Source organism: Variovorax sp. UC122_21, assembly GCF_044056785.1.
Classification (GTDB): domain Bacteria; phylum Pseudomonadota; class Gammaproteobacteria; order Burkholderiales; family Burkholderiaceae_C; genus Variovorax.
This window is the reverse complement of sequence record NZ_CP172004.1, coordinates 3,700,610-3,720,957: the sequence shown is the minus strand read 5'-3', so window position 1 is coordinate 3,720,957 and position 20,348 is coordinate 3,700,610. Positions and strand designations below refer to the sequence as shown.

Genomic DNA, 20,348 nt, shown 5'->3' with positions numbered 1-20,348 from the left:
GATCTAGGTGCCGACGATGCCGCCGTCGCGCCGCCGGATCACCAGCGTCGCGGAGCGCGGCCGCGCGCTGCCCGGCGCGGTGCCATCGGGCCAGGCGCTGTTGTGCGTGGCGCTGCCATCGTCGCGCGACTCGCCCGGATGCTGGACGTTGACGAACAGCGCGCTTCGGTCGGGCGCGACCACGCAGCCCGTGATCTCGCAGCCGCTGGGCCCGGTCAGGAAGCGCTTGATGCGGCCCGTGGCCGGGTCGGCCACCAGCATCTGGTTGTTGCCCAGCGCGGTGTAGGGCGGCTTGCCGATCAGCTGGCCGCTCATGTCGGTCTGGATCCACAGCAGGCCGCCGCTGTCGAAGTGCAGGCCGTCGGGGCTGCCGAACAGGTCGGCGTCGGCGCTCGGATAGCGCGCGCCGCTGGCGGGCTGCGCGGTGTCGCCCGCGAGCACGAAATGCTCCCAGGCGAAGCCCGCGCTCGCCGCGTCGCCGTCGTCCTCGCGCCAGCGCAGGATGCCGCCGAACAGGTTGTCGGCACGCGGGTTCGCGGCATCGGGGCCGGGCTTGCCGAGGTCGCCGCGCTGGCTGTTGTTGGTGAGCGTGACGTAGACCTCGCCGCCGGGGCTGATCGCGATCCACTCGGGGCGGTCCATCTTCGTGCCGCCCACCGCGTCGGCCGCGAGCCGCGCATGGACCAGCACCTCGGCCTGGTCGGCGAAGCCGGCCGCGGCGTCGAGCCCGGGGCGGCCGTGCACCAGCTCGATCCAGCGGCCGCGGCCGTCGGCGTCGAAGCGCGCGACGTACAGCGTGCCCTCGTCGAGCAGCCGCGCGTTGGCCGCCGCGCGCGAGCCCGCGCCGGCGGGCGCGATGCGGTCCCTGCTCAGGTACTTGTAGATGTATTCGAAGCGCGCGTCGTCGCCCATGTAGACCGCCACGCGGCCGTCCCTGGTCACGGTGCAGGTCGCGCTCTCCTGGCGCTTGCGGCCCAGCGCGGTGCGCTTGACGGGCCTGGCGGCGGGATCGAAGGGGTCGATCTCGACCACCCAGCCGAAGCGGTGCGGCTCGTTGGGATGGCGGCTCAGGTCGAAGCGTTCGTCGAAGCGCCAGTACTCGACCCATTGCGAGCCCGCCACCGTGCCGTAGCGGCGCTGCGCGGGCGTGGCTTCCTTCGCCGCCTCCTTCGGGCCGCCGAAGTAGCCGTGGAAGTTCTCCTCGCAGGTCAGATAGGTGCCCCAGGGCGTGACGCCCATCGCGCAGTTGGCGAAGGTGCCGAGCACCTCGGTGCCGGTGGGATCGAGCCCGGTGCGCAGGCGCGGCGAACCCGCGGCCGGGCCGGCGATGCGCATCGGCGTGTTGCCGTGCACGCGGCGCGCATAGGGCGAGGGCAGCACCTGGCGCCAGCCGCCCTCGGGCGTGCGCGCGATCTCGATCACCGACACGCCCATCGCATGCAGCGACTTGCGCACCTTCTGCGCGTTCCATTCCTTCGCGCCGTCGGCATGCAGCAGCTGCTCGTCGGTGTACTCGTGGTTCATCACGAGCAGCGCGCGCCCGGGCGTGGCGAGCGGAAAGAAATGCATGCCGTCGTGGTGCATGCCGGCCTGCAGCGCCTGGTCGGCCGCGCTGTTGCCGCCGTCGGGCGCGAAGGCGGGCATCGGCTGGCCCGCGATGCCGGTGGGCGTGCCCCAGGGGTAGAGCAGCTGCCATTCGTACTCGGGCGGCACCACGACCGCGTCGCGCAGCGAGGCCGGCACGGCCGTGAAGCCCAGTGCTTCCGCGCCTTCGATGGACACCGTGGGCTTGGTGGCCCCGGCGGGATGCTGGGCCAGCAGCGCCACCACGGCGGCGGTGCCCGATTGCAGGAAGCGGCGGCGGTCGAGGGACATGGGCGGCGGTGCGGTGTTGGGTCGGCGACAGCCGCCATCATCGCCGAGCGCCGCGGCGCGCGATACTTTGCCAACGACCCCAGGAGACACACCGCATGACCGAACGCATCGAAACGATCCGCCACCCCGACGGCGTGGTGGAACTGCAGCTGGACCGCGCCGACAAGATGAACGCGCTCGACCCCGCGATGTTCGATGCGCTGATCGCCGCCGGCGAAGCGCTGCGCGCCGACGCCACGGTGCGCGCGGTGGTGATCGCCGGTCGCGGCAAGGCCTTCTGCGCGGGGCTCGACATGGCCTCGTTCCAGCGCATGGAGCAGGGCGCGGCCGGCGAGGTGCTGGGCCAGTCGGCCGATGGCGCCGGGCTGGTGGCGCGCACGCACGGCCTGGCCAATGCCGCGCAGCAGGTCGCGATGGTGTGGCGCGAGGTGCCGGTGCCGGTGATCGCCGCGGTGCATGGCGTGGCCTTCGGTGGCGGGCTGCAGGTGGCGCTGGGCGCGGACATCCGCATCGTCGCGCCCGACACCAGGCTGTCGGTGATGGAGATCAAGTGGGGCCTGGTGCCCGACATGGGCGGCATGGTGCTGATGCGCGAACTCGCGCGCAGCGACGTGGTGCGCGAGCTCACCTACACCGGCCGCGTGTTCTCGGGCGAGGAGGCGCTGCAGCTGGGCTTCGCCACGCGCCTTGCGGCCGATCCGCTGGCCGAGGCGCTCGCGATGGCGCACGAGATCGCGGGCAAGAGCCCCGACGCGATCCGCGCCGGCAAGCGGCTGCTCAATGCCTCGCTGGCGCACAGCGCGGCCGAGCTCTTGATCGCCGAGTCGGTGGAACAGCAGGCGCTGATCGGCAGCCCGAACCAGGTCGAGGCGGTGCGCGCCAACATCGAGCGGCGCGCGCCGCGCTTTACCGCGCCCGGCTGAGCGACCGCGACACCCTCCCGGGGAAATCTCACCGTCACCGCCCGCGAGGCGGTCCGTTCTCGTCCGCGACGCGTCCCGCGCCGCGACGCGTCCCGCGCCGCGGCGCGCGCCTGCGCGTCAGCCCGGCGCCGCCTGCCTGATGGCCGTCACATGTGATCTTTTTCGCTCAAACGATTAACAAATTGATGCGGATCTGACACAAAGATTTACGTTCATGTAAAATGTAAGTATTCTTTTTGGCGTCCTGAGGCTTTTCAGGCCACTTGTGTGCAGTAGGTCACGGACTGATGGTCAGTTCACGCCAGTTCCGGGAAATTCTTCGTATCACCTTCATCAACTACTAAAAGAACCTTGCCAAACGGCAGCGATCCTGCATGTCGACGACCACGTTTTTCTGCAATCTGAACGTCCCCATCCTGGTGGGCGAGGATCGCTACAAGTACGTCCCGATCGTCGGCGTGTTCCGCACCATCGCAATGGACGACGTCGATGCCTGGGTGATGCATGCCGACGGCCGTCCGCGCAGCGATCGCGAGCTCGCGGCCGAGGTGCTGGTCGAGATCCGCAAGCCGCTGGGCGCGACCGGGCGCACCGCGCCGCATGCCTTCGACGTGGCCGACATCTTGCAGCTCGACCGCGCGGCGGCGATCGTGGTGTCGACCTACCTGGCCGCCTTGCCGCGCGTCTGAGCGGCCTTCTTCCTCTTCCTCAGCGCTTCCCGCGCGCATCCACCGGCCAGATGGCGACCAGCGTGTCGTCCTCGACCACGTGGTAGACGTCGTGCAGGTTCACCGTCGGATCGCAGTGCGGCGTCACGAACTCGACACGCGCGCCCAGCGCCGGGCGCGCGTCGGCCGGCACCAAGAGCTTGCCGTGCTCGTCGCCGAAGAAGGCATAGCGGCTGCCCGTGCCGGCGCCGCGCGCCACCAGCGGCACGCCGCTGTCGGTGGCGAAGCACTTGCTGCCGCCGTCCACGGTCACCCAGTCGGCCGCCTGCGTGCTGACCACCGCGGTCTGCACGAACAGCGAAACCTCGAACGCCTGGCCGGGCCCGTTGCCGGCCAGCACCTGCGCGTACTCGGCATCCATGAACACGTACGAGCCGGCCTGCAGCTCGGTGAAGCCGTCGCCCTGCGCATCGAGGTCGTGGGTGCCGGTGCCGGCGCCGGTCACGATCTCGAAGCGGATGCCCTGGCGCTCGGCCGCGGCCACGATCCGCGCCACCGTCTGGCGCAGGCCCGCGGCCGAGGCGCTGCGGTGTTCGCGCTCCACGATGTGCTGCAGGTTGCCCGCATAGGCCTGCAGGCCCCGCAGCCGCAGCCGCGGTTCGGCCGCGATCGCCGCGGCCAGTGCCAGCACCTGGGCTTCGGTGGCGGCGCCGGTGCGGTTGTAGCCCGCGCCGTAGTCGACCAGCACGTCGAGCGGATGAGGCAGGGCGGCGGCCGCGCGCGCGAGCTCGGCGGCATTGCGCGGATCGTCGATCACCACCATCAGCCCGCCGGGGCCGGCCTGGCGCGCGAGCTTGAGCACGCGCGCGATCTTGCTCGGCGTGACCGCGGGCGAGGTCAGCAGCACGCCCGGGATGCCGCCCGCGACCATCACCTCGGCCTCGCCCACCGTCACGCAGCTCACGCCGATGGCGCCGGCCGCGACCTGCATGCGCGCGATCGCCACCGACTTGTGCGTCTTCACGTGCGGCCGCAGGCCCACGCCGCGCGAGCGCGCGAAGGCGGCCATGCGCTCGATGTTGCGCGTCATCGCGCTCAGCTCGATCAAGAGGGCCGGCGTGTCGAGCTGCTGGCGGCCGCCGGGCACGCCGATCAGCGGCGCATTCACGGGGGAGTGGGTTTCGAGGGACACGGGATGTCTCTTTCTGTGGAGGGTCGATGTGCCGCGCCGGAACACGCGGGCGAATGCCTTGTGAAATGATCGCATCGAAATGAGCGCGCCTTCCATCGTCCCCACCGATCCCCGAGCCTTCGACGGGCGCGCGCCATGAAGGCGCTCGACATCGAGGCCGTGCAGGCCTTCGTGCTGGTCGCCGACCTGCGCAGCTTCACGCGCGCGGCCGAGGCGCTCGACGGCACCCAGTCGGCCGTGAGCCTGCGCATCAAGCGGCTCGAGGACGGCCTGGGCCGCCGGCTGCTCGAACGCACGCCGCGCAGCGTGCGGTTGTCGGCCGAGGGCGATGCCTTCCTGCCCTTCGCGCGCAACCTGCTGGCCGCGCACAGCGGCGCGCTCGATGCCTTCGCGGCGCCGCGCCGCAGGCTGGTGGTGGGCCTGAGCCATCACATCGTCGGCGCCGAGCTGCCGCTGCTGCTGCGCCGCGTGAAGCAGGCCGAGCCCGGCGTGGTGATGGAGGTGCGCGTCTCCACCTCGCGCGAACTGCTCGAGGCCTTCGACCGCGGCGCGCTCGATGCCGTGCTGGTGCTGCGCCACGACAGCCGCCGGCTCGACGGCGAGGTGCTGTTCGAGGAGCCCTTCGGCTGGATGGCCGCGCCCGACTTCATCCACCACTCGGGCGAACCGCTGCCGCTGGCGACACAGGCCGAGCCCTGCAGCGTGCGGCAGATGGCCATCACGGCGCTGGCGCAGGGCGGCGTGTCCTGGTCCGAGGTGTTCGTGGGCGGCGGCATCCTCACGGTGGGCGCGGCCGTCTCGGCCGGACTCGCGGTGGCCGCGCTCGGGCGCCGCGTGGCGCCGGCCGGCACGATCGAGATCGGCCCGGTGCTGGGCCTGCCGCCGCTGCCCGCGCGCGACGTGGTGCTGCACGCGGGCGTGTCCGACGCGCCCGCGCGGCGCGCCCTGAAGTCGCTGTCGGATGCGATGCGCGCGACGGCCGGCGGCTTCAGGCGCTGAACGCGCGCAGGGCGATGGCCGCCACGGCGGTGGCCATCGCCAGCACGGCGGCGCTCGAAAGCACGGCCAGCAGATGGCCGGCGAGCAGGTCGAAGGCGGTGCTCATGGCAGCGCCGCCAGGCCCGGCTTCGCGAGGTGCAGCACCTCGTAGATCGCTTCGCCGTCGGCCGGCTCGGGCGCGTCGGTCAGCAGCGTGAAGCGCACGATGCGCCAGGCGGCGAGGTCGAGCGCGCTCCAGGTCGCGACCACGCCGGCTTCCGGCTCGCGGGCCTGCGCGGCGAACACCGCCGCGCGGTCGGCATCGGCGTCGAGCGTCTGTTCGCTGCGTCGCAGCCAGACCGCGCGTTCGGTGCGAGCCGCGCCGGCGCGTGCATCGAGCGGCAGCCAGCTCTCCACGCTCGGCCGTCCGAAGCTGTCGATCACGTTCTGGAAGCGCTCGGTCATCAGGAACGAGGTCGCGGCCGCCGGTTCGCGCCACAGGTAGACCGAGGCGTAGAGGTTGCCGACGGCACGATGCCGTCCGCGCTCCTGCGAGACGAAGGCCTTGAACACCAGGCCCTCGGTGTCGTCCCACAGCGGCCCGCGCTGCGCCGCGCGGCGGCGGATGGCTTCCATGTCGTGGCCGGCCGGCAGCCGGTGCGAATACTGCATCGCGAACATCGTGTCGCTCCTTGCATGCTTTGTTGAAGATGCAGCAAGCTTGCGATGCCGGGCGGGCCGGTTGAAGGGGCCGCGCGATATAGCTGTGATGTGGCGGCGCAATGGCCGAGGGATGGCCGCGCGGCTACGCCCGGCGCTTCGCGGCCTTCGGCGCCTGCGCGCGCAGGCCCTCGACCAGCAGGCGCCCCGTGGTCTGCAGATGCTCCACGATCAGCGCCTGCGCGGCCTGCACGTCCTTGCCGAGCACCGCGTCGACCAGCGCCTGGTGCTCGCCGCGCACATCGCGCTGGTCGCCGCCCAGTGGTGCCGACAGCTGCCGATAGCGCTCGCTCTGCTGGTAGAGCATCAGGTGCATGCGCAGCAGCCAGCCGTTGGGGCAGCCGCTCACCAGCGCATGGTGGAACTCGGCATGGGCGGTGGTCCAGTCCTCGCTCAGCAAGGTCCGCGGCAGCTCGTGTTGCAGCTCGGCCAGCCGCGACAGCCGGTGATGGGCCGACACCACGCGGCCTTCCCATTCGAGGCCGCCGTGGCGGATCGCCTCGGCCAGGCAGAGCTTCTCGATCTCGATGCGTGCCTGCACCAGGTCCTCGAGCTCGGGCTCGGAGATCGGGCTGACCCGGAAGCCGCGCGCGGGCTCCGACACCACCAGCGATTCGGCCTCGAGCATCGCCAGCCCCTCGCGCACCGCGCCCGCGCTCACGTCGAGCTCCTCGGCCAGCGCGGCGATGTTGAGCTTGGCGTCGGGCAGCAGGCGGCCGCCGACGATGGCGGCGCGCAGGTGGGTGAACACCAGCCGGGTCTGGCTCATGCCCTTGGTCTTCTCGTTCATCGCGTCCTTTCGCGCCGTGGCGTTGCGTTGGCCCGGATCATACTTGGCAGGCTTTTAAATCTATGATTCAATAAATAATATATTATTCGAACGAAAAACCACGGATCCACCCGTCCACTGGAGACAAGCCACCATGACCGACACCTCGCTTCGCACCGTCAAGAACCCGCCGCGCGCCGCGCTGCAGGCCGTGCATTCGCTCGACCGCTTCGTGTTCACCGTGCCCGACCTCGCCGAGGCCGAGCGCTTCTATGCCGCCTTCGGCCTCGATCCGCGCCGCGATGGCGGCCGGCTCGACCTCCACACCGTGGGCCATCCGCAGGCCTGGGGTTCGCTGTACGAAGCGCCGGGCCAGCCCAAGAAGCTGCAGTACCTGCGCTTCGGCTGCTTCGCGGAAGACTTCGACGCCATCGCCGCGCGTGCGCAACAGCTCGGCCTGCCGCGCTGCGAGGCCCATCCGCTGAGCGCGGGGCAGGGCGGCGAGGCCGGCCTCTGGCTGCTGCACCCCGACGGCTTTCCGGTGCAGGTCGTGGTGGCCGCCAAGAGTTCGCCCGAAGCCGCGGGCGAACGGGTGCTCGCGCCGCGTCCGCCGCCGGGCGTGGGCGCTTCGCTGAACCGCGCGCGCATCCCGAAGGTGCAGCCGCGCCGGCTCTCGCACGTGCTGCTGTTCAGCGCCAAGGTGCCGGAAGCGGTGCGCTTCTTCGAGGAGGCGCTGGGCCTGCGCGTCTCCGACCGCTCGGGCGATCTGATCGTCTTCATGCACGGCGTGCACGGCAGCGACCACCACCTGATCGCGATGGCCAAGTCGGGCGGGCCCGGCCTGCATCACCTGAGCTGGGACGTGGCCGACATCGACGAGGTCGGCCGCGGCATGGAGCAGATGCTGGCCGCCGGCCACGTGCGTGGCTGGGGCGTGGGGCGCCACGTGCTGGGCTCGAACTACTTCCACTACGTGCGCGATCCCTGGGGCAGCTACTCCGAGTATTCGTACGACATCGACTTCGTGCCCGGCGACTTCGACTGGCCCGCCGCCGACCATCCGCCCGAAGACTCCTTCTATGCCTGGGGCCCGCGCGTGCCCGAGGACTTCGTCACCAACTTCGAGATCGAGCCCGCGCCGCCGGCCGCCGATCCCGCCGCCTGATCCTTTCGCCTTCCCCTTCCTCTTTCACCCACCACAAGGAACTCCCATGCGCCTCCTGGCCTTTCAAAGCAGCGGCAAGCCCGCCCTCGGTCTTCGTCTTGGCGACGAAGTCGTAAACCTCAGCGCCGAAGGCCTGCCCGCCACGCTCGACGAGCTACTGCGCGCCGGCCCCGAGGGCCTGGCCGCCGCGCGCCGCGCCGGCGAGACCGCGCGCAGCCGGCTGCCGCTGGCCGGCCTCGACTGGCTGCCGCCCGTGCAGTCGCCCGCCAAGGCGATCGCGGTCGGCCTCAACTACATCGACCATGCGGCCGAGAGCAAGTTCGACCCGCCGACCTACCCGGTGCTGTTCCACCGCTTCGCCTCCTCGTGGGTGGGCCACGGCAAGGCGCTCGAGCGCCCGCACGTCTCGACCCAGTTCGACTACGAGGGCGAACTGGTCATCGTGATCGGCAAGGCCGGCCGCTACATCGCCAAGGACCAGGCGCTCGACCACGTGGCCGGCTACTCGGTGTTCAACGACGGCTCGATCCGCGACTACCAGTTCAAGTCGGCGCAATGGATGATGGGCAAGAACTTCGATCGCTCGGGTTCGTTCGGTCCCGAGTTCGTGACCGCCGACGAGCTGCCCGCGGGCGCCGCCGGCCTCAGGCTGCAGACCCGGCTCAATGGCCAGGTGCTGCAGGACGCCAACACGCGCGACATGATCTTCGACGTAGCGACGCTGGTGTCGGTGTGCTCCGAGCCCTTCGCGCTGCAGCCCGGCGACATCATCATCGCGGGCACGCCCTCGGGCGTGGGCCTGGCGCGCAAGCCGCAGGTGTTCATGAAGGCCGGCGACGTCTGCGAGGTCGAGATCGAGGGCGTGGGCCTGCTGTCGAACCCGGTGGTCGACGGGGCCTGAGCCAGGCCCGGGCGCGCTACACCGAGCAGTAGCGCTCCTGGATCTCGCGGTCGGCCAGCAGCTCGGCCGCGCCCGCGTGGTGCGCGATGCAGCCCTGGTCGACGATGTAGGCGCGGTCCGCGATCGACAGCGCCAGCTCGACGTTCTGCTCCACCAGCAGCAGCGTCTTGCCGGCGCGCTTCCAGGCCGCGAACAGCGCGAACATCTCGTCCACCAGCACCGGCATGATCCCCTCGCTGGGCTCGTCGAGCATCACCAGCTTGGGGTGCGCCACCATCGCGCGCGCGATCGCGAGCATCTGCTGCTCGCCGCCCGACATCGTGACCGCCACCTGCGCGAGCCGCTCCTTGAGGCGCGGAAAGGTTTGCGCCACCTCGTCGATCAGCTCCTGCTCGCGCGCGCGCCGGCCCGAGGCCAGGATGCCCAAGCGCAGGTTCTCGAGCACCGTGAGCCCGGGCACGATGCGGCGTTCCTCGAACACGTAGGCCAGTCCCTGGTGGAAGCGCCGGTGCGGCGGCAGGCCCAGCAGCGACACGCCGTCGAACAGCACGCTGCCGCGCGTGCGGCCCATCAGGCCCATGATGCTGCGCATGATCGTGGTCTTGCCCGCGCCGTTGCGCCCGATCAGGCAGACGATCTCGCCCGCGTGCACCTCGAGGTCGACGCCCTGCAGGATGTGGCTGCGGCCATACCAGGCCTCGAGCTTCTGCACCGCGAGCAGCGGTGGTTGCGTTGGGGTCATCGGTGTTGCCCTCCGTGGCCGAGGTAGACGCGCTGCACGTCCTCGTTGGCGCGGATCTCCGCGGGGCTGCCCTGGGCCAGCAGGCGGCCCTGGTGCAGCACCACGATGCGGTCGCTCACGCCCATGATCAGTTTCATCTTGTGCTCCACCAGCGCCACCGTGCGTTCGGCCACCAGCGCGAGGATCAGGTCCATCACCGAGCGCGTCTCCTCGGGGCTCATGCCGGCCGTGGGCTCGTCGAGCAGCAGCAGCTTCGGGTCGCTCGCCAGCGCCACCGCGATCTCGAGCGCGCGCTGCTCGCCGTGCGAGAGCCGCTCGGCGCGAAAGCCGCGCTTGTCCTGCAGCTGCACCCGCTCGAGCAGCCGCTCGGCCTTCTCGATCCAGTCGCGGCGCGCGGCGCGCGGGCGCCAGCAGTCGAAGCCGCTGTCGAGCGCCTGCACCGCCACGCGCACGTTCTCCAGCACGGTGAGGTCGGGGAACAGGTTGGTCACCTGGAAGGACTTGGCGATGCCCAGGTGCGCGAAGCGGTGCTGGGCCAGCCCGGTGATGTCGCGGCCGTCGAAGCGGATCTCGCCGGCGCTCGGCGCGAAGGCGCCCGAGACCATGTTGAAGAAGGTCGACTTGCCCGCGCCATTGGGACCGATGATCGCGGTGAGCTGCCCGCGCGGGAAGCTCACGCCGATGTCCTCGTTGGCGGTGAATTGGCCGAAGCGCTTGGTGAGGCCGCGCGTCTCGAGGATGGCGTCCCGATGCGTGGTCGTCATCGTTCCATCCTCGCGAGAAGCGTGCCCCAGATGCCCTTCGGGAAGAACAGCACCAGCGCGATGAAGATCACCCCGACGATCAGCTGCCAGCGCTCGGTCACGGCCGTCAACGCATGCTCCATCGCGAGGAACACGCCGGCGCCCACGAAGGGCCCGAAGAAGGTGCCCATGCCGCCGAGCAGCGTGACCATCATCACCTGGCCCGAGGTGTGGTACGACAGGGTGTCGATGCCCACGGTCGCGAGGTTGATCGCCGTCAGCGCGCCGGCCAGCCCGCAGAACAGGCCCGAGATCACGAACGACAGCAGCTTGGCGCGCTCCACGTCGAAGCCCGAAGCGCGGGCGCGCTGCTCGTTCTCGCGCACCGCCTCGAGCACCGCGCCGAACGGCGACTGCAGGATGCGCGACAGCAGCCACACGGCCAGCGCCACGAAGCAGAGCATGAAGTAGTAGCGGTTCAGCGGCTGCAGCAGGTCGACCTGCCAGCTGCCGAGGCGCAGCGTGGGCACGTTCACGCCGCGCAGGCCGTTGTCGCCGCCGGTCAGCGAGGTCGCGTGGAAGGCCGCGAAGTACACGCACTGCGCGAGCGACAGCGTGACCATCGCGAAGTAGATGCCGCGCGTGCGGATCGCGAGCGCGCCGATGGCCAGCGCCACCAGCCCGCCGAGCGCGATGCCCGCCGCCACGGCCAGCGGCCAGGGCAGGCCGTAGCTGGCGATCAGGATGCCGCAGGCGTAGGCACCGCTGCCGTAGAAGGCCGCGTGGCCGAACGACAGCTTGCCGGTGTAGCCGAAGGTCAGGTTGTAGCCCGCGGCGAACAGGCCGAACAGCAGGATGTTGATCGCCATCGCGTGGAAGGGAACGACCAGCGGGAACAGCGCGAGCACCGCGATGCTCAGCGGCACGCGGTGGCGCGTGGCCGCCTCGCGCAGCCGTCGCGCGCCCGGGGCCGCGGCGGCTTCGGCGCGCGGCGCGCGCAGCGGGGGCGGGGAGGAGGAAGTGGTGGTGGACATGGTCTGGAAAGCGTTGGAAGCGAAGGGCGCGCCTTCAGTCGCGCGCGCCGAACAGCCCGTTGGGCCGCAGGATCAGCACCGCGGCCATCAGCGCGAAGATGGCGAGTTCGGCGAGCTCGGGCTGGAACAGCGTGGTCATCGCCACCACCACGCCCACCAGCAGGCCGGCCACGATGGCGCCGACCAGCGAGCCCATGCCGCCGATCACGGTGACCACGAAGGCCTCGATCAGCACCGAGCCGCCCATCTCGGGATTCACCCCGCGCAGCGGCGCCGCCAGCAGCCCGGCCAGGCCCGCGAGCGCGGTGCCGAGGCCGAAGATCAAGAGCCACACGCGGCCCACATCGATGCCCAGCACCTTGAGCACCAGCGGATCGCGCGCACCGGCGCGGATCACCAGGCCCAGGCGCGTCTTCTCGATGAACAGCCACAGCGCCAGCAGCAGTGCCGCGCACAGGCCGAGCAGGAACAGCCGGTAGAGCGGGAACACGCCGAAGCCCAGGTCGACCGCGCCGCGCAGCGCCTCGGGCGTGGCGAAGGCCTCGCCCTGCACGCCCCAGACCATGCGCACGCCGTCGACCAGCACGTAGGCCAGGCCGAAGGTCAGCAGCAGCGGGTAGTCGACGCCGCGGCCGTACAGCGGCCGGATCAGCCAGCGCTCGGCCACCAGCCCCAGCAGGCCGACCGCGAGCGGCACCAGCAGCAGGCACCACCAGAAGCTGCCGGTGAGGCCGTAGGCATAGACCGCCACGTAGGCGCCCAGCATGTAGAAGGCGCCGTGCGCGAAGTTGACCACGCCCAGCAGCCCGAAGATGAGCGACAGGCCGACGGCCACCAGCACGTAGATGGCACCGAGCGCCAGGCCCACGAAGAGCTGCTGGAGCAGCAGGGAGACGGAGAGTTCCACGGCGAGGCTCTCAGGCGTGGCCCAGCTCGGCGCAGCTGCGCATGCGTGCCTCGTCGGGGGCCTCGGTGGCGACGATGCGGAAGATGTCGTCCTTGCCCTTGGCCTGCGCGGCGGGCTTCGACTCCACGATCAGCACCGACTGCACCGACTGGTGGTCGCAGGCGCGGTAGTAGGTCGGCCCCTTGTAGGCGTCGCTCCTGAGGGCCTGCAGCGCCTCGACCACGCGGTCGCTGTCGGTGCTTCCGGCCTGCTTCGCCGCGGCCAGCAGGTTGCGCACGCCCGCATAGCCCAGGCCCGCGTAGTCGGTCGGCGCGGTGCCGCCGTTGGCCGCGCGAAACGCCGTGTTGAAGGCGCGCGCCGAGGGCGTGCTCTCCTCCATGCCCCAGTAGTAGCCGGTGCCGCCGATGATGTCGGCATACACCTCGTGGCCGTCGACCATGCGGCCCGAGTGCATCAAGAGCGGCGCGATGATCTTCGACTTCTGCTTGACGCCGAAGTCGCCGGCCTGGCGGAAGGCGATCGACTGGTCGCGGCCGAAGTTGCAGACCACCAGCACGTCGGGCTTGAGCGCGAGGATGCGCGGGAAGTAGCTCGAGAAATCGGTCTGGCCCAGCGGATGGCGGATGTCGGCCAGTACCTCGATGCCGAAGGCTTTGCCGGCCGCGAGGAAGCCGCGCGACATCTCGTGGCCGTAGGCGTAGTCGGCCGTGAGGAACACCACGCGCTTGCCCATCTTCGGGAAGGCGTAGCGCGCCACCGCGCCCGCGGTCATGTGCGGGTTCAGGCACTCGTGGAAGGTGTACTTGCTGAAGTCCTTGGCCTCGTTGATCGAGTCGGACTGGCTCACCGAGTTGTAGATGATCTTGCGCTGCTTGGTGGCGTTGTTGACCGACAGCTGCACCGCCGCCGACACCGAGCCCACGATGAAGTGCGCGCGGTCCTTCTCGATCAGCTCGACCGTGCGCGTGACGGCCTCCTGCGGGTTGAGCTTGTCGTCGCGCACCAGCAGCTCGGCGCGCCGGCCGCCGGCCGCGTTGAACTCCTTGACCGCGAGTTCGGCGCCCTGCTGCACCGCGCGCGCCTCGGCCGCGAAGGGCCCGGTCAGCGGGATCGGCAGGCCGACGCGAAACGGTTCGTTCTGCGCCAGCGCGCGCAGCGGCAGCGCGGCGCCCGAGGCCAGCAGGGCGCCGCCGGCGGCCTGCAGCACGGTGCGCCGGCGCAGCGAGGGGGAGGGAAGGTCGAGGGGCGAGGTCATGGCGTGTCTCCTTGTCGTTCGGGTCAATGCAAGCGATGAAGGCGCGGGCCGGGGGAGGGCGCCCGCGCGGCCGGGGATCAGATGCGCCCGAGGGCGCGCAGCACTTTCTCAGGGGTCACGGGCTGTTCCGACACGTGGGCGCCGAAGGGCCGCAGCGCGTCGTTGATCGCGTTGAGCACGGCGGCCGGCGCACCCGCCGTGCCGGCCTCGCCCGCGCCCTTGGCGCCGAGCTGCGAGGTGCGCGTGGGCGTCTCGATGTGGGCCACCTCGATGTCGGGCATCTCGAAGGCCATCGGCACCAGGTAGTCGGCCATGCTGCCGTTGCGCATCAGGCCGTGGTCGTCGTAGAGGCATTCCTCGTAGAGCACGCCGCCGATGCCCTGCACCACGGCGCCGCGGATCTGCTCGTCGACCAGCATCGGGTTGAGCACGCGCCCGCAGTCCTCCACCACCCAGTGGCGCAGCAGCCGCACGAAGCCGGTGTCGACGTCGACCTCGACATACGAGGCCTGCACGCCGTTGGTGAAGACGAAGGGATAGTCGCGTTGCGCATAGTGGCGCGTGACCACCAGCTCGGGCTGGAAGCCCGCGGGCAGCAGGTCGGGCGGAAGTGCGCGAGCCGGCCGAGCTCGGCCAGGTCGGACAGCGTGTCGCCGGTGGCCAGGCAGCGCACCTCGCCGTGCGCGATCGTCAGGCCCTCGGCCGGCCGCTTCAGGTGCGCGGCCGCCAGCGCCAGGATGTGGCGGCGCAGGTCGCGGCTCGCGAGCAGCACGGCCTCGCCGCCGATGCCCGCGCCGCGCGAGGCCCAGGTGCCGCCGCCGTAGGGCGTGGCCGCGGTGTCGCCCGTCAGCACGCGCACCGAGGCCATCGGCAGGCCCAGCGTGTCGGCCACGATCTGCGCGAAGATGGTCTCGGTGCCCTGGCCCTGTTCGCCCACGCCGGTGGCGCAGTGCACCACGCCGGTGGGGTCGAGCCGCACGGTCGCGCCGTCCTGCGCCGCGATGCGCGCGCCGCCCACGCCGTAGAAGGCCGGGCCGGGATTGGTCAGCTCGATCAGCGCCGCCAAGCCGATGCCGCGGTGCACGCCGCGCTCGCGCAGCGCGGCCTGCTCGCGGCGCAGCGCGCCGTAGTCCATCAGCGTCTCGATGCGGTCCAGGCAGGCCTGGTGCGACAGCCCCTCGAGCAGGATGCCCGAGGCACCCTGGCGCGGATAGCTGCCGTCCTCCATCACGTTGCGGCGGCGCAGTTCGAGCGGGTCGATGCCCAGCTTCGCCGCGGCGAGATCGACCAGCCCCTCGGTCACCGTGCAGGCGATCGGATGGCCGACGCCGCGGTACTGGCTGGTCTGCACCTTGTTGAGGAAGGCGACATCGAGCGTGGCCTTGTAGTGCGCGTGCTTGTAGGGGCCGCCCGTGATGTTGATGACCTGGTTGCCCTCGATCGCGCTGGTGCGCGGGAACATCGAGAACGGGCCGATGCCCGTGAGGTCGTCGATCTGGAACGCCAGCATGCGGCCGTCGTGTGCCAGCGCGAGCCGCGCCTTCACGCGGTGCTCGCGCGCATGCACGTCGGTGACGAAGGACTCGAGCCGGTCGGCGACGAACTTGACGGGCCGCCCCAGCAGCACCGACAGCGCCACCGTCGCGAAGTCGTCGGCATAGGCATGCACCTTGATGCCGAAGGAGCCGCCGACGTCGCGGCAGACCACGCGCACGTCGGCCTCCTGCAGGCCGAGCTGGCGCGCATAGAGGTCGGCCATCATGTGCGGCGCCTGGTGCGAGTGGTGCACCACGAGACGCCGGCCGGTGGGCGTGAAGTCGGCCAGCACGGCGCGCGGCTCCAGCGTCACGCCGGTGTGGCGGCCGAAGCGGAACTCGTCCTCGACCACCACGTCGGCGCCCTCGAACACCGCTTCCACGCCGCCGGTGTCGATCTCGCGGTGGAAGCACAGGTTGCTGCCGAGCTCGGGATGGATCACCGGCGTGGCGGCATCGAGCGCCGTGTCCATGTGCACCGCGGCGGGCAGCGGCTCCCATTCGACCTGGACCGCGTCGAGCGCGTCCTCGGCCAGCGCGCGGGTGCGGCCGAGGATGGCGAGCACCGCCTCGCCCTGCCAGGTGGCGCGCTCGATCGCCAGCGCATGCTGCGGCGGCGAGCGCATGCCTGCCAGGTGCTTGAGCGTGCCGACCCAGGGCGCGCAGACCGCCGCGAGCTGGCGGCCGTCGACGATGGCCGCGATGCCCGGCATGCGGCGCGCCGCCTCGGCATCGATGCGCACGATGCGCGCATGCGCATGCGGGCTGCGCAGGTAGACCACGTGCAGCATGCGCGGCAGCTCGAGGTCGTCGACGTAGTTCGCGCGGCCCTGCGTGAGCCGCTGCATGCTGGGTCGCTCGACCGACTGGCCGATGTAGCGCTGCGCCTCGATCTCGCGCACCGGCGCGGGGAGGGTGAGGTCGTTCATGCCGCACTCCCCGCGGCGCCGGTACAGCCGCCGCATCGTGCCTGCCGTTCCTGCCCGGCCAGCGCGATCGCGTCGACGATCGCGTGGTAGCCCGTGCAGCGGCAGTAGTTGCCCGAGATCTGTTCGCGGATCGTTTCGCGGCCCGGGCAGGGCGTGCGTTCGAGCAGCGCATGCGCGGTCAGCAGCATGCCCGAGGTGCAGGCGCCGCACTGCGCGGCATTGCGCGCCGAGAAGCTGCGCTGCAGGTCGGCGAGCGTGCCGGCGTCGGACAGGCCCTCGATGGTCTCGATGCGCCGGCCGTCGGCCTGCACCGCGAGCACCAGGCAGCCGCGCGCGATCTCGCCGTCGATCAGCACCGTGCAGGCGCCGCACACGCCGTGCTCGCAGCCCACGCGCGTGCCCTTGAGGCCGAGCTCGTCGCGCAGCCAGTCGACCAGGTGCTGGCGCGGCTCCACGCGGCAGGCGTGCACCTCGCCGTTGACCTCGATGCGCACCGCGAGCTTGAGGTCGTGGGTGTCGGTGGTGTCCATCACTGGGCGGTCTCCGGTTGCAGCACGCGCTCGACCGCGCGCCGCAGCAGCACGCCGGCCAGGTGGCGCTTGGCCGCGGCGCTGCTGTGCAGGTCGGCATCGGGCTGCATGTCTTCGTCGAGGCTCAGCACGGCGGCCTCGAGCGTGCTTTCGTCGGCCCGGGTGCCGGCCAGCCGGGTCTCGGCGCCGAGCGCGCGCATCGGCGTGTTGCCCATGCCGAAGAAGGCGATGCGCAGGTCGGACAGCCGGCCCTCGTGCACGTCGGCGGCCAGCGCGATACCCACGATGGCGTAGTCGCCATGGCGCCGCGCGAGTTCGGCGAAGGCGAAGCGGCGCGCCGGGCCCGGCAGCGGGAACTCGAGCGCCACCAGCACCTCATGCGCGCGCAGGTCGGTCTGGTAGAGGTCGATGAAGAAGTCGCCGGCCATCACGCGGCGCTCGCGCTGGCCGTCGCTCACGATCAGCTCGGCATCGGCCGCGAGCGCGCAGGCCGGCCACTCGGCCGCGGGATCGGCGAAGGCGATCGAGCCGCCGAGCGTGCCGCGGTTGCGGATCGCCGCATGCGCCACGTGCGGCGCGGCCTGCGACAGCAGCGGCAGCCGCTGCGCGATCAGTTCCGAGCATTCGATGTCGACGTGCCGCACCAGCGCGCCGATGCGCAGGAAGTCGCCGCGCAGCTCGATGCCGCGCAGCTCGGGCAGGGCGGCGATGTCGATCAGCAGTTGCGGCTTCGACAGCCGCATGTTGAGCGTGGCCAGCAGGGTCTGACCGCCGGCCAGCACGCGGGCCGCGTCGCCGTGCTCGCGCAGCAGGGCCGAGGTCTGGGCCAGGCTCTGCGCGCGCAGGTAGGAGAAGGCGGGGGCTTTCATCGCGGGCTTTCCTGGCTCAGAACGCGCGGCTCGCGAGCCAGCCGATGCCGCTGCCGATCGCGAGCCACAGCAGGCGCTGCAGTTCGCCGGACCAGGGGCCGAAGCCGGCCGATGCGGCGGCGGCGCGCACGGGTGCCGCCAACGTGGGGGCCGGTTCGCGCCGTGCCTCGGGCATGTCCGCCGCGGCTTCGAGCACCTGCGCCGCGGGCTTGGGCGCGAGCTGCTCGTTGAGCGCGAGAAAGAACTCGTCGGCCATCTTGCGTGCCGAGGCATTCACGAGCCGGCCGCCGATCTGCCCGAGCTTGCCGCCGACGGCCGCCTCGACCGTGTAGGTCAGCCGCGTGCCGTTGCCCTCGGTGGCGAGCGTGACGCGCGATTCGCCCTTGGCCATGCCGGCCGCGCCGCCGCTGCCCTCGAAGGCGATGCGGCAGCTCTGCGGTTCGACCACGTCGAGCCGGCGGATGCGGCCGCTGAAATGCGCGCGCACCGGGCCGATCTTGGCGAGCAGCCGCGCCTCCATCTCGTTCTCGCCGAGCCGGCGGATCTCCTCGCAGCCGGGCACGCAGCGCGCCAGCAGCTCGGGATCGTCGAGGGCGCGCCAGACCGTCTCGCGGCCCGCGGGAATCCACTGTTCGCCTTGCAGTTCCATCCGTCGTCTCTTTCTTCGGTGGCGCACCGGGAGCCGGTGCCGTTCGCATGGGCCGGAGTATTTAACGATTGGTCAATAAGATCATTGGTACTTACCATGAGGTAAATTGCGACCCTCCAACGACAACACCGAAGACAACAGCCGTTTCATGAAAGACGCATCCGAAGACCCGAAGAACGTGGCCGTCAAACCCGCGCGCCAGCGGCTCTCGACCGAGGACCGCGAGCGCCAGATCCTCGACGGCGCGATCGCCTTCTTCTCGGAGCGCGGCCTCGACGGCCAGACGCGCGAGCTGGCGCAGCAGATCGGCATCACGCATCCGCTGCTCTATCACTACTTCCCGAACAAGCGCGCGCTGATCGAGCGCGTGTACGAGGAGGTCTACCTCGAGCGCTGGCAGCAGGAGTGGGAGGAGTGGCTGTCCGACCGTTCCACGCCGCTCGAGGCGCGGTTGGCGTGCGCTTCTACGGCGCCTATGCGCGCGCGATCCTCACCAAGGAGTGGGTGCGCATCCTGGTGTTCTCGGGGCTGTCCGACGGTTACGTGCCGGGACAGTACATGGAACTGCTCAAGGAGCGGCTGTTCCCGCACATCTGGCGCGAGATGCGCCACGAGCTCGGCCTCACGGGGCGCGCCAGGCCCACCGAGCGCGAGCGCGAGCTGATGTGGGGCATGCACGGCGGGATCTTCTACATCGGCGTGCGGCGCTGGATCTACGCCGAGGCCATGCCCGAGGACCTCGACGCGGTGCTGGCCGACCGCGTGCGCGCCTTCATGCTGGTGGCGCCCGAGGTGTTCGGCCGCAAGGGCGCGAAGCCCTCGGCCTGATCGCGCCGAAGCGGGTGCCGCTTTCAGATGCATTGGTCATAGCCATATCGCAAACGCTTCGTTGGTGAGCGTGCGTCGACTCCCTACAGTGCGGCCTGCACTTTTCACAAGGAGTTACGCATGTCGATCCTGAGCCGCTGGTGGCGAGTCGCCTCCCTTGCCACGCTGACCTTCCTCGCGAGCGCCCCCGCGGCCTTCGCCCAATCCACGACCGAGGCCGGCGAGGCGCTGGTGTCCACCGAGTGGCTCGAGAAGAACCTCCGGAACGCCAAGGTGCGCGTGATCGAGGTCAGCGTGAACCCCGGCCTCTACGAGCGCGGCCACATCCCCGGCGCGGTCAACTTCTCGTGGCACAACGACCTCAACGACCGCGTGCGCCGCGACATCGTGAGCCAGGCCCAGTTCGAGAAGCTGCTGTCGGCGGCGGGTGTCGACAAGGACACCACCATCGTGCTGTACGGCGACAACAACAACTGGTTCGCGGCCTGGGGTGCCTGGGTGTTCGAGCAGTACGGGTTGAACAACGTGAAGCTGCTCGACGGCGGCCGCAAGAAGTGGGAGGCCGAGAACCGCACGCTCGAGAACCGCACGCCCGAGTACGCCGCCACCGCCTTCAAGGCGAGCCGGCCCGACCCGGCGCTGCGCGCGCGCCTGACCGACGTGGTGGCGGTGGCCGACGGCAAGTCGGACACTCGCCTGGTCGACATCCGCTCGGCCGACGAATACAGCGGCAAGATCTTCGCGCCGCCGGGTGCCGCCGAACTCGCGGTGCGCGCGGGGCACATCCCCGGCGCGGCCAACGTGCCCTGGGGCCGCGCGGTCAACGAGGACGGCACCTTCAAGTCGCCGGCCGAGCTGAAGGCGCTCTACGCCGCCGCCGGCATCGACGGCAGCAAGCCGGTCATCACCTACTGCCGCATCGGCGAGCGCTCGAGCCACACCTGGTTCGCGCTGCACCGCATCCTCGGCTACAAGAACGTGCGCAACTACGACGGCTCGTGGACCGAGTACGGCAACGCGGTCGGCGTGCCGGTGAACAACCCGAGCGGCACCGTCTGGGCATCGAAGTGATGCGAGGAGAGAAGAAGAACGAGGAGGGTGCGTGAGCGCCGCGCCGGGCCGCCCCAAGCAAGCTC

The 20,348-nt window shown here is 71.0% G+C and carries 22 protein-coding genes and 1 pseudogene; 8 read left to right on the top strand and 15 right to left on the bottom strand.

Features of this window, described 5'->3' with window-relative positions; all coding sequences use genetic code 11:
- Nucleotides 1-3: 3 nt before the first annotated feature.
- Nucleotides 4-1,875 (bottom strand): PhoX family protein, encoded by a 1,872-nt coding sequence (locus ACHMXE_RS29990; RefSeq protein ID WP_395347787.1) that lies wholly within the window; start codon nt 1,873-1,875, stop codon nt 4-6.
- Between the two features lie 95 nt (nt 1,876-1,970).
- Here ACHMXE_RS29990 and ACHMXE_RS29985 point away from each other — a divergent pair, with 95 nt between their 5' ends.
- Both ACHMXE_RS29985 and ACHMXE_RS29980 read left to right on the top strand, forming a co-directional pair.
- On the top strand, nt 1,971-2,798 hold the full coding sequence (locus tag ACHMXE_RS29985) for a crotonase/enoyl-CoA hydratase family protein (RefSeq protein WP_203205582.1): 828 nt from the start codon (nt 1,971-1,973) through the stop codon (nt 2,796-2,798).
- 374 nt (nt 2,799-3,172) lie between these two features.
- On the top strand, nt 3,173-3,487 hold the full coding sequence (locus ACHMXE_RS29980; protein WP_093342549.1) for a hypothetical protein: 315 nt from the start codon (nt 3,173-3,175) through the stop codon (nt 3,485-3,487).
- A 19-nt stretch (nt 3,488-3,506) separates the two neighbouring features.
- Here ACHMXE_RS29980 and ACHMXE_RS29975 read toward each other — a convergent pair whose 3' ends face one another.
- Nucleotides 3,507-4,658, bottom strand: coding sequence for a DSD1 family PLP-dependent enzyme (locus ACHMXE_RS29975; protein WP_395347786.1), 1,152 nt, complete (start codon nt 4,656-4,658; stop codon nt 3,507-3,509).
- Between the two features lie 135 nt (nt 4,659-4,793).
- Here ACHMXE_RS29975 and ACHMXE_RS29970 point away from each other — a divergent pair, with 135 nt between their 5' ends.
- Nucleotides 4,794-5,657, top strand: a complete 864-nt coding sequence (locus tag ACHMXE_RS29970; RefSeq protein ID WP_395347785.1) for a LysR family transcriptional regulator — start codon at nt 4,794-4,796, stop codon at nt 5,655-5,657.
- A 102-nt stretch (nt 5,658-5,759) separates the two neighbouring features.
- Here the strand turns inward: ACHMXE_RS29970 and ACHMXE_RS29965 are convergent, their stop codons facing one another.
- Nucleotides 5,760-6,317, bottom strand: coding sequence for a DUF4865 family protein (locus ACHMXE_RS29965; RefSeq protein ID WP_395347784.1), 558 nt, complete (start codon nt 6,315-6,317; stop codon nt 5,760-5,762).
- A gap of 124 nt (nt 6,318-6,441) precedes the next feature.
- Nucleotides 6,442-7,146: a GntR family transcriptional regulator gene (locus tag ACHMXE_RS29960; protein ID WP_203205586.1), complete on the bottom strand. Its 705-nt coding sequence runs from the start codon at nt 7,144-7,146 to the stop codon at nt 6,442-6,444.
- Between the two features lie 133 nt (nt 7,147-7,279).
- Here ACHMXE_RS29960 and ACHMXE_RS29955 point away from each other — a divergent pair, with 133 nt between their 5' ends.
- Together ACHMXE_RS29955 and ACHMXE_RS29950 are read left to right on the top strand one after the other, a co-directional pair.
- Nucleotides 7,280-8,290: a VOC family protein gene (locus ACHMXE_RS29955; protein WP_395347783.1), complete on the top strand. Its 1,011-nt coding sequence runs from the start codon at nt 7,280-7,282 to the stop codon at nt 8,288-8,290.
- A gap of 46 nt (nt 8,291-8,336) precedes the next feature.
- Nucleotides 8,337-9,191: a fumarylacetoacetate hydrolase family protein gene (locus ACHMXE_RS29950; protein WP_203205588.1), complete on the top strand. Its 855-nt coding sequence runs from the start codon at nt 8,337-8,339 to the stop codon at nt 9,189-9,191.
- Between the two features lie 16 nt (nt 9,192-9,207).
- Here the strand turns inward: ACHMXE_RS29950 and ACHMXE_RS29945 are convergent, their stop codons facing one another.
- The 11 genes and pseudogenes from ACHMXE_RS29945 to ACHMXE_RS29895 all read right to left on the bottom strand — a co-directional run bounded on the left by ACHMXE_RS29945 (nt 9,208) and on the right by ACHMXE_RS29895 (nt 18,703).
- The gene (locus ACHMXE_RS29945; protein WP_296734375.1) at nt 9,208-9,933 is read right to left on the bottom strand and encodes an ABC transporter ATP-binding protein; all 726 of its coding nucleotides are present in this window, start codon (nt 9,931-9,933) and stop codon (nt 9,208-9,210) included.
- Nucleotides 9,930-10,697 carry an ABC transporter ATP-binding protein gene (locus ACHMXE_RS29940; protein ID WP_093342541.1) on the bottom strand — a complete coding sequence of 256 codons (768 nt, stop codon included), beginning with the start codon at nt 10,695-10,697 and terminating at the stop codon, nt 9,930-9,932. The genes ACHMXE_RS29945 and ACHMXE_RS29940 overlap by 4 nt, the downstream gene beginning before the upstream one ends.
- Nucleotides 10,694-11,710 carry a branched-chain amino acid ABC transporter permease gene (locus ACHMXE_RS29935; protein WP_395347780.1) on the bottom strand — a complete coding sequence of 339 codons (1,017 nt, stop codon included), beginning with the start codon at nt 11,708-11,710 and terminating at the stop codon, nt 10,694-10,696. Before ACHMXE_RS29935 ends, ACHMXE_RS29940 begins: the two co-directional genes overlap by 4 nt.
- A 34-nt stretch (nt 11,711-11,744) precedes the next feature.
- Nucleotides 11,745-12,617 carry a branched-chain amino acid ABC transporter permease gene (locus tag ACHMXE_RS29930; protein ID WP_057594262.1) on the bottom strand — a complete coding sequence of 291 codons (873 nt, stop codon included), beginning with the start codon at nt 12,615-12,617 and terminating at the stop codon, nt 11,745-11,747.
- A gap of 10 nt (nt 12,618-12,627) precedes the next feature.
- Entirely contained in the window at nt 12,628-13,872 is a 1,245-nt protein-coding gene (locus ACHMXE_RS29925) for an ABC transporter substrate-binding protein (protein ID WP_395347778.1), read from the bottom strand.
- 77 nt (nt 13,873-13,949) lie between these two features.
- Nucleotides 13,950-14,441: a molybdopterin cofactor-binding domain-containing protein gene (locus ACHMXE_RS29920; RefSeq protein ID WP_395347776.1), complete on the bottom strand. Its 492-nt coding sequence runs from the start codon at nt 14,439-14,441 to the stop codon at nt 13,950-13,952.
- A gap of 119 nt (nt 14,442-14,560) precedes the next feature.
- Nucleotides 14,561-16,198, bottom strand: a pseudogene (locus ACHMXE_RS29915) (xanthine dehydrogenase family protein molybdopterin-binding subunit); the annotation flags it as partial.
- 134 nt (nt 16,199-16,332) lie between these two features.
- Nucleotides 16,333-16,866, bottom strand: coding sequence for a (2Fe-2S)-binding protein (locus ACHMXE_RS29910; RefSeq protein WP_395347775.1), 534 nt, complete (start codon nt 16,864-16,866; stop codon nt 16,333-16,335).
- Nucleotides 16,866-17,735, bottom strand: a complete 870-nt coding sequence (locus tag ACHMXE_RS29905; protein WP_057594258.1) for a xanthine dehydrogenase family protein subunit M — start codon at nt 17,733-17,735, stop codon at nt 16,866-16,868. Before ACHMXE_RS29905 ends, ACHMXE_RS29910 begins: the two co-directional genes overlap by 1 nt.
- Nucleotides 17,736-17,751: 16 nt before the next feature.
- Nucleotides 17,752-18,384 carry a CoxG family protein gene (locus ACHMXE_RS29900; protein WP_395347773.1) on the bottom strand — a complete coding sequence of 211 codons (633 nt, stop codon included), beginning with the start codon at nt 18,382-18,384 and terminating at the stop codon, nt 17,752-17,754.
- Between the two features lie 91 nt (nt 18,385-18,475).
- The gene (locus tag ACHMXE_RS29895) at nt 18,476-18,703 is read right to left on the bottom strand and encodes a hypothetical protein (protein WP_395353092.1); all 228 of its coding nucleotides are present in this window, start codon (nt 18,701-18,703) and stop codon (nt 18,476-18,478) included.
- On the opposite strand from ACHMXE_RS29895, the gene ACHMXE_RS29890 reads away from it, so the two are divergent.
- The 3 genes from ACHMXE_RS29890 to ACHMXE_RS29880 all read left to right on the top strand — a co-directional run bounded on the left by ACHMXE_RS29890 (nt 18,617) and on the right by ACHMXE_RS29880 (nt 20,283).
- Nucleotides 18,617-19,048, top strand: a complete 432-nt coding sequence (locus ACHMXE_RS29890; protein ID WP_395352862.1) for a TetR/AcrR family transcriptional regulator — start codon at nt 18,617-18,619, stop codon at nt 19,046-19,048. The two genes, ACHMXE_RS29895 and ACHMXE_RS29890, sit on opposite strands and share 87 nt — an antisense overlap.
- Nucleotides 18,988-19,212 (top strand): hypothetical protein, encoded by a 225-nt coding sequence (locus ACHMXE_RS29885; RefSeq protein WP_395347771.1) that lies wholly within the window; start codon nt 18,988-18,990, stop codon nt 19,210-19,212. The genes ACHMXE_RS29890 and ACHMXE_RS29885 overlap by 61 nt, the downstream gene beginning before the upstream one ends.
- Nucleotides 19,213-19,332: 120 nt before the next feature.
- Nucleotides 19,333-20,283, top strand: coding sequence for a sulfurtransferase (locus tag ACHMXE_RS29880; protein WP_203205589.1), 951 nt, complete (start codon nt 19,333-19,335; stop codon nt 20,281-20,283).
- Nucleotides 20,284-20,348: the final 65 nt, after the last annotated feature.

Bases quoted from the DNA above. Each gene is read 5' to 3' on its own strand.
- ACHMXE_RS29990 (WP_395347787.1), bottom strand. From the start codon at position 1,875: ATGTCCCTCGACCGCCGCCGCTTCCTGCAATCGGGCACCGCCGCCGTG.
- ACHMXE_RS29985 (WP_203205582.1), top strand. From the start codon at position 1,971: ATGACCGAACGCATCGAAACGATCCGCCACCCCGACGGCGTGGTGGAA.
- ACHMXE_RS29980 (WP_093342549.1), top strand. From the start codon at position 3,173: ATGTCGACGACCACGTTTTTCTGCAATCTGAACGTCCCCATCCTGGTG.
- ACHMXE_RS29970 (WP_395347785.1), top strand. From the start codon at position 4,794: ATGAAGGCGCTCGACATCGAGGCCGTGCAGGCCTTCGTGCTGGTCGCC.
- ACHMXE_RS29965 (WP_395347784.1), bottom strand. From the start codon at position 6,317: ATGTTCGCGATGCAGTATTCGCACCGGCTGCCGGCCGGCCACGACATG.
- ACHMXE_RS29960 (WP_203205586.1), bottom strand. From the start codon at position 7,146: ATGAACGAGAAGACCAAGGGCATGAGCCAGACCCGGCTGGTGTTCACC.
- ACHMXE_RS29955 (WP_395347783.1), top strand. From the start codon at position 7,280: ATGACCGACACCTCGCTTCGCACCGTCAAGAACCCGCCGCGCGCCGCG.
- ACHMXE_RS29950 (WP_203205588.1), top strand. From the start codon at position 8,337: ATGCGCCTCCTGGCCTTTCAAAGCAGCGGCAAGCCCGCCCTCGGTCTT.
- ACHMXE_RS29945 (WP_296734375.1), bottom strand. From the start codon at position 9,933: ATGACCCCAACGCAACCACCGCTGCTCGCGGTGCAGAAGCTCGAGGCC.
- ACHMXE_RS29940 (WP_093342541.1), bottom strand. From the start codon at position 10,697: ATGACGACCACGCATCGGGACGCCATCCTCGAGACGCGCGGCCTCACC.
- ACHMXE_RS29935 (WP_395347780.1), bottom strand. From the start codon at position 11,710: ATGTCCACCACCACTTCCTCCTCCCCGCCCCCGCTGCGCGCGCCGCGC.
- ACHMXE_RS29925 (WP_395347778.1), bottom strand. From the start codon at position 13,872: ATGACCTCGCCCCTCGACCTTCCCTCCCCCTCGCTGCGCCGGCGCACC.
- ACHMXE_RS29910 (WP_395347775.1), bottom strand. From the start codon at position 16,866: ATGGACACCACCGACACCCACGACCTCAAGCTCGCGGTGCGCATCGAG.
- ACHMXE_RS29905 (WP_057594258.1), bottom strand. From the start codon at position 17,735: ATGAAAGCCCCCGCCTTCTCCTACCTGCGCGCGCAGAGCCTGGCCCAG.
- ACHMXE_RS29900 (WP_395347773.1), bottom strand. From the start codon at position 18,384: ATGGAACTGCAAGGCGAACAGTGGATTCCCGCGGGCCGCGAGACGGTC.
- ACHMXE_RS29895 (WP_395353092.1), bottom strand. From the start codon at position 18,703: ATGCGTGATGCCGATCTGCTGCGCCAGCTCGCGCGTCTGGCCGTCGAG.
- ACHMXE_RS29885 (WP_395347771.1), top strand. From the start codon at position 18,988: ATGCGCCACGAGCTCGGCCTCACGGGGCGCGCCAGGCCCACCGAGCGC.
- ACHMXE_RS29880 (WP_203205589.1), top strand. From the start codon at position 19,333: ATGTCGATCCTGAGCCGCTGGTGGCGAGTCGCCTCCCTTGCCACGCTG.